Origin of the sequence: Mesorhizobium sp. M1A.F.Ca.ET.072.01.1.1 (assembly GCF_004023325.1) — a bacterium.
Lineage (GTDB): Bacteria > Pseudomonadota > Alphaproteobacteria > Rhizobiales > Rhizobiaceae > Mesorhizobium.
The window spans coordinates 1-6434 of record NZ_RZSF01000352.1; the positions used below are offsets into that span (position 1 = coordinate 1).

The 6434-nt window shown below is 65.2% G+C and carries 9 protein-coding genes; 6 read left to right on the top strand and 3 right to left on the bottom strand.

Annotation, left to right across the window (positions count from 1 at the left end; genetic code table 11):
- Positions 1–134: 134 nt before the first annotated feature.
- The 3 genes from EOA32_RS31260 (at position 135) to EOA32_RS31270 (ending at position 2429) form a co-directional block, all read left to right on the top strand.
- Positions 135–1241 carry a hypothetical protein gene (locus EOA32_RS31260; RefSeq protein ID WP_128373774.1) on the top strand — a complete coding sequence of 369 codons (1107 nt, stop codon included), beginning with the start codon at positions 135–137 and terminating at the stop codon, positions 1239–1241.
- A gap of 123 nt (positions 1242–1364) precedes the next feature.
- Entirely contained in the window at positions 1365–1976 is a 612-nt protein-coding gene (locus EOA32_RS31265) for a nucleoside triphosphate hydrolase (RefSeq protein ID WP_095782158.1), read from the top strand.
- 144 nt (positions 1977–2120) lie between these two features.
- Positions 2121–2429, top strand: a complete 309-nt coding sequence (locus tag EOA32_RS31270; protein ID WP_067323952.1) for a hypothetical protein — start codon at positions 2121–2123, stop codon at positions 2427–2429.
- A gap of 6 nt (positions 2430–2435) precedes the next feature.
- Here the strand turns inward: EOA32_RS31270 and EOA32_RS31275 are convergent, their stop codons facing one another.
- The 3 genes from EOA32_RS31275 to EOA32_RS31285 form a co-directional block, all read right to left on the bottom strand.
- Positions 2436–3140: a glutathione S-transferase N-terminal domain-containing protein gene (locus EOA32_RS31275; RefSeq protein ID WP_128373775.1), complete on the bottom strand. Its 705-nt coding sequence runs from the start codon at positions 3138–3140 to the stop codon at positions 2436–2438.
- A 198-nt stretch (positions 3141–3338) separates the two neighbouring features.
- Positions 3339–4547, bottom strand: a complete 1209-nt coding sequence (locus tag EOA32_RS31280) for a beta-ketoacyl-[acyl-carrier-protein] synthase family protein (RefSeq protein ID WP_066999123.1) — start codon at positions 4545–4547, stop codon at positions 3339–3341.
- Between the two features lie 4 nt (positions 4548–4551).
- Positions 4552–4806: an acyl carrier protein gene (locus EOA32_RS31285; protein WP_128373776.1), complete on the bottom strand. Its 255-nt coding sequence runs from the start codon at positions 4804–4806 to the stop codon at positions 4552–4554.
- Between the two features lie 197 nt (positions 4807–5003).
- Here EOA32_RS31285 and EOA32_RS31290 point away from each other — a divergent pair, with 197 nt between their 5' ends.
- The 3 genes from EOA32_RS31290 to EOA32_RS31300 form a co-directional block, all read left to right on the top strand.
- Entirely contained in the window at positions 5004–5846 is an 843-nt protein-coding gene (locus tag EOA32_RS31290; RefSeq protein ID WP_189407523.1) for an urease accessory protein UreD, read from the top strand.
- Between the two features lie 37 nt (positions 5847–5883).
- A complete protein-coding gene (locus EOA32_RS31295) occupies positions 5884–6186 on the top strand; it encodes an urease subunit gamma (RefSeq protein WP_066999125.1) in 303 nt (100 codons plus the stop codon).
- Positions 6187–6196: 10 nt separating this feature from the next.
- A partial coding sequence (locus EOA32_RS31300; RefSeq protein ID WP_128373778.1) for a DUF1272 domain-containing protein occupies positions 6197–6434 on the top strand: 238 nt, incomplete at its 3' end.

Genomic DNA, 6434 nt, shown 5'->3' on the forward strand with positions numbered 1-6434 from the left:
GTGCATTGCCTTCAAGGTCGGCAGCGCCGAGTTCAACAATTGGTGGCATTGGCCTGATGCAAAATGCCTATCGCCCTGCTTGCGCCCCTGCCGCCGGTCAGGCTTTGTTGTCACCGAAGATTCGAGGTTTGGCAATGGACACCCTCAGCATCAACGCAAAAGGCATCTCGGTCTCCCTCGATCTCGCCGTCGGCCACATCGCCGCCCTGGAAATCGAGGCCGATGGCCGCCGCCTAAAACCGCTGCACCGCGCGTCCTGGGTCGGCTCGCCGCGCGCGACGTTGCCGGAAAACCTCCCCGAAGGCACGGTGCGCCTGTCCGGCGACTTCCTCTGCGCGCCGTTCTCCACCAGCGATGTCGAGGAAGCACCCCTCCATGGCTGGCCCGCCAACAGCGAGTGGGATGTCGTCGAAAGCAGTGCCATCGCCGGCGGCTGGCGCGCCGTTTTCCGCTTGCGGCGCAAGGTGATGGGTGCTTCCATCGACAAGCTCTTCACGCTCCGCGACAACCATCCCTTCCTCTACCAGGAACACATCTTCTCCGGCGGTTCCGGCGCCATTTCCGTCGCCCACCATCCGATGACGGCGATGCAGGACGGCGGCCGGCTCGCCTTCTCGCCGAAACGTCTGGCGGTCACGCCTGAGACCCCGCTGGAGCCCGATCCGGCGCGCGGCCGGTTTCGTCTGGCCTATCCCGCCCGCGCCACCGACCTAACCCGTTTCCCGCTCGCGGCCGGCGGCACCGCCGATCTCGCCGATTACCGCATGGAAGACCGGCGCGAGGATTTCATCACCCTGGTCGAGGCCGATCATGGCGGGCCGGGCTGGACGGCGCTCGCCCGCCGCGCCGAGCAGGATCTGGTGCTGGTGCTGAAGAACCCGGCCGAGCTGCCGGTCACCATGCTGTGGTTCAGCAATGGCGGGCGCGACTATGCGCCCTGGAGCGGCCGCCATGTCGGCGTGCTCGGCATCGAGGACGGCCGCGCCGCGGTCGGCCACGCCGCCTCGCTCGGCGACAACTGGCTGAAGCATGAGGGCGTGGCGACGGCCTTCGCGCTTGCCGAAGGGCGCAGCGTCTCCTTCCGCCATGTCATCGGCGCGGTTCCGGCAGCCGACGTCGAACCGCCAAGCGGCCTGGAACAAGCGACCGATCGACTGCGCGTCCTTGCCCCGAATGGCTCAGCGAAGGAGATACCGTTCGACGGCGAATTCCTGCGCATCGGCCGTTCCGTGCCCGCCTGAGGCCCTTGCTCCGCCATAGGATGCCGACCGATCTCAAAGGCGTGCGGCAGAGCCTTATAACCGTTTGAAATTTCTCCCCGGTGCCGCCAAGATGCGGCCGGAGTCGCTAGCGAAGAGGCGCTGATGTCTGACTTAGCCCATATCACCGCCGCCATCTTCAAGCGCGCCGGCAAGGCCAAGCGTTTCGTTGTTGCCATTGCCGGCCCGCCGGGAGCCGGCAAGTCGACCATATCGGGCAGGCTGCATGAATTGCTGCCGGAGGGCACGTCCGAAGTCGTGCCGATGGACGGCTTTCATTACGACGACATCGTGCTCAACCGGCGCGGCCTGCGCGCCCGAAAAGGGGCGCCGGAAACCTTCGATTTTGCCGGCTTCGAGACGCTTTTGAAGCGGATCCGCTCCGGCGAGCCGGACATTGCCATTCCGGTCTTCGACCGCAGCATCGAACTCTCGCGCGCCGCCGCCGAGATCATTTCCGCCGACACCAAGTTCATCCTGGTCGAGGGCAACTATCTGCTGCTCGACGAGGAGCCGTGGTCGCGGCTGGCAGAGCTGTTCGATTTCACCATTTTCGTCGATGTCCCGCGCAACGAGCTCGAGCGCCGGCTGATGGAGCGCTGGCGCGGCCATGGCAAGTCCGACGAGGACGCCCGCGCCTGGATCGCCTCCAACGACATGCCCAATATCGAGCGCGTGCTGGCGCGCCGCAGGGAGGCCGATCTGGTGATTGGTTAACCTGCTCAATTTTCACGAGTTTTGGGCGGGAACCTTAAGATTTACAGGTCGTTATCTCCATGACCCGAATTGTCCGACACTGACGCGATTCCAGGAAAGTGTGTAACGGTTTCCGGAATTGCGCGAATAACAGGAAACCGTCTTATGGCAACCAAGACCAGAAAACCCGCGCCTGCAAGAAGCAGAGCCAATCAATCCAGAGCTGGTGCCGCTCCGGCGACCGCCGAGCGCTCCAAGGACGCCAAGCCAAGCTTCGGCAAAGCGGCGCCCAAGAAGGTCGTGCCCGGCACGGCGCACAAGGCTCCCGCAAAGGCCGCGAAGCCTCATAAGCCGGCGGCAAGGTCGGGGCCGATCCGCACTGTGGCAAGCGTGGCGACCGGCGCGGTGGTGGCCACCGCGCGGCTTGCCGCATCCGTGCTCGGCCGAGGCGGCGCCAAAGCCAAGCCCAAATAGAGCGACTCAGCCCCTGGCCGGGATGGTCAGGCCCCTGTGCACGGCGGGCCGTGCGAGGCCGCGCTCCAGCCATGCCGCGACACCGGGGAAATCGTCGAAGCCGACCAGATCGCGCGCTTCGTAGAAGCCGATCAGATTGCGCACCCAGCCGAGCGTCGCGACGTCGGCGATGGTGAACTCGTCTTCCATGATCCATTGCCTGCCCTTGAGCCGCGTCTCCAGGACGCCGATGAGGCGCCGCGACTCGTCGCGATACCGCTCCAGCGGCCGCTTGTCGGCGATTTCGCGCCCGGCGAATTTGTTGAAGAAGCCGACCTGTCCGAAGATCGGGCCGATCGCGGCCATCTGGAAGAACACCCACTGGATCGTCTCGTAGCGCCGGATGGGATCGGCCGGGATCAGCTTGCCGGTCTTGTCGCTGAGATAGAGCAGGATGGCGCCGGATTCGAAAAGCCCGATCGGCTTACCGCCGGGCCCGTTCGGATCGATGATTGCCGGTATCTTGCCGTTCGGGTTGAGCGACAGGAACTCCGGCGTCCAGCTCTCGTTCTTGCCGATGTCGACCGGATGCGGCTCATAAGGCAGGCCGATCTCCTCCAGTGCGATCGAAATCTTCACACCGTTGGGCGTCGGCCATGAATAGAGCTGCAGGCGATCGGGATGCTTGGCCGGCCAGCGCTTGGCGATCGGAAAGGCGGACAGGTCGGTCATCGGGGCTCCGGATGCGGATGGGCGCGTGGCGGCGCGCGTGGCGGGTGGGCAAGAATTAGGATCCCGACCCTTCGGGATCAATATGGCCGGCAATCGACCCCCCGTGGACGGTCAGTCAGCCAAAGCACCCGCAAGGATGGGAACGCGTCCGGCGCCGGCGAGCGCCCGTGTCGGGTCGCCCATCTCAGATCGCCCGTCTCAGATCGCCTTGAAGGCCAGCACGGCATTGGTGCCGCCGAAGGCAAAACTGTTGCTCAGTGCTGCGCGCACCTTGCGCTCGCGCGCCACATTCGGCGTCACGTCGAGATCGCATTCGGGGTCGGGCTCGCGGAAATTGGCAGTCGGCGGCACGATGCCGTCGCGGATCGCCATGACGCAGGCGATCATCTCCAGCCCGCCCGAGGCGCCAAGGCAATGCGCATGCATCGACTTGGTCGAGGAGACCGAGAGCGCGCTCACATGCTCGCCGAAGACGCGCTTGATCGCAGCGGTCTCGATCTGGTCGTTGGCCTTGGTGCCGGTGCCATGCGCATTGAGATAGTCGACGTCCTCGGGATTGAGCCCTGCATCCACCAGGCAGAAGCGCATCGCCGCTTCCGGTCCCTCGACGGTCGGCGCGACGATGTCGGAAGCGTCGGCCGAGAGGCCCGCGCCGGCGATCTCGGCAAGGATGGTGGCGCCGCGCGCCATCGCGTGGTCGTAGCTTTCCAGCACCGCCATGCCTGCGCCTTCGCCGAGCGACAGGCCCTGGCGGTCGGCAGAGAACGGCCGGCAGGTGTCGGGCGAGAGCACGCGCAGCGCCTCCCAGCCCTTGAGCACGCCCCAGACCAGCGGCGCCTCGGTGCCGCCGGCGACCATGACGTCGGCGCGGCCGAGCCGGATCTGGTCGACGGCCGAGGCGATGGCATGATTGGCCGACGCGCAGGCCGAAGTGACGCCGAACACAGGTCCGCGCAGGCCGAGACTCATGCTGACCTGGCCGGCGGCCGCGCCTGGCATAACCTTCGGCACGGTGAAGATAGCAGCGCGGTTGCGCCCCTCGATCAGGATCGCGCGGTAATTCTCCTCGATCGTCTCGAAGCCGGCGACGCCGACGCCGACAACGGCACCCATCCGATAGGTGTTGTCGGTATGCGCGACCAGTCCGGACTGCCGCATCGCTTCGCGCGCCGCGATCACCGCCAGCAGGCTGAAGCGGTCCATCGACACCACCTGCTTGCGGTCGATGCCGTGATCGGGCAACGCCTTGATTTCGGAGCCGACCTTGACCTTCAGGTCATGCAGCGAAGGATTGTCGATCGGGCCGATTGCCGAGCGGCCGGCGCGCATGGCGTCCCAGATCGCCGGCACATCGGTGCCGAGCCCGCATATTCCGCCAATGCCGGTGATGACGACGCGCTTGAGCATGCAGTCAGGCTTTTTTCGTGATCAGTTCGCGAACCGCCTCGACCATGTCGCCGACGTTCTTGAGGTTGCTCCAGGCGTCGACCGTGTTCATCTCGATCTCGATGCCGTACTTCTCCTCGAGATCGAAGATGATCTCGGTCAATTCCAGCGAATGGATCCCCAGCGTGTTGAGATCCGTGCTCGGCGTGATTTCTTCGCCGCCCGGTTCGGCATGCGCTTTGATCTTTTCGATGATTTCGGTCGTCAGCTGGTCAGCCATTCGGTTCCTTCCCCTGTCGTTTTCCGACGCCAACTGATCAGCGCCCCTGTGTCCCCGGATTCACAAACGTCGTCGCCCCTTACCTCGCCAGGAATCCGTGTGACCGCTCCAAGGTGGCTCCCTCTATAGAAACCGAAACGATGTCAAGCAACAAGCTATATATCGACAAAGCCGGTGGAGTGCTTAACGTTGGCGCCGTGGACATGATCGACACTATCCTGATTTCGCTGCCTGCCGCGCAACGTGTTGCCGGGCGAGGCAGGCTTTTCTGCGGCAAGAGCCGCGGCAGGAGCCGCCTTCAACGTCTCTATCAGGACGGATCGGCGAAGATTCGCATGCCGGCGGTGCAGGGCGACCCGCTCGAGGCCGTGCTGATCAACACGGCCGGTGGGCTGACGGGCGGCGACCGGCTGGGCTGGGAGATCGAGGTCGGCGAGGGCGCCTCGGCATCGATCACCACCCAGGCCTGCGAGAAGATCTATCGCGCCGCATCCGACCGGGCCGAGACGAAGGTCAGGCTCGCAGTTGGCGCCGATGGCCGCATTGCCTGGCTGCCGCAGGAAACCATCGTTTTCAACCACGCGGCCTTCGCCCGCGCGCTGGATATCGAGCTGGCGGTCGGGGCCGAGGCGCTGCTCCTGGAGGCAACGCTGTTCGGCCGGCTTGCGATGGGCGAACGGACGGTCCTGGGCAATTTTCATGACCGCTGGCGGGTTCGCCAGGGTGGCAGGCTCATCCACGCCGAGGACTTTCGCATCGGCCCGGATATCGCGGCCGGGCTCCAGCGCCAGGCCGTGGCCGGTGGCGCGCTTGCAATTGCAACGATGCTTCTCGTCTCCCCGCATGCGGAAACCATGCTGGAGCCTGCCCGCGCGATTATCGGTGATCAGGGTGGCGCCAGTTTCTGGAGCGTCGGGCAATCTGGCAAGCTTCTTGCGAGGCTCACCGCCGGCGACGGCTACCAGCTCCGCAAGCGGCTGGTTCCGCTCGTCGAGCTGCTCAACGGACGGGCTGGCCTGCCCAAATTATGGTCACTTTGACCTTCGACTACTTTGATCTTGAGTACCGAGAAGACGCATGAACCTGACGCCGCGTGAAAAGGACAAGCTGCTGATCGCCATGGCGGCGATCGTGGCGCGCAAGCGAATGGAACGCGGCGTCAAGCTCAACCACCCCGAGGCGATCGCGCTGATCACCGATTTCGTCGTCGAGGGCGCCCGCGACGGCCGCTCGGTGGCCGAGCTGATGGAGGCCGGCGCCCACGTCGTCACACGCGCCCAGGTCATGGACGGCATTGCCGAGATGATCCACGACGTCCAGGTCGAGGCGACATTTCCCGACGGCACCAAGCTGGTGACCGTGCACGAACCGATCCGGTGAGGAGGATCCGATGCTGGAACTCAGACCCAATTGCGAATGCTGCGACAAGGATCTGCCACCCGAGGCGGCGGATGCGCTGATCTGCACCTTCGAATGCACCTTCTGCGCCGATTGTGCGCAAAATGTTCTCGGCGGCGTCTGCCCGAACTGCGGCGGCAATTTCGCGCCGCGGCCGATCCGGCCGGCGGCAAAGTTGAAGAAATACCCGGCCTCGACCAAACGCGTGCTCAAGGCCGGGGGCTGCGGCC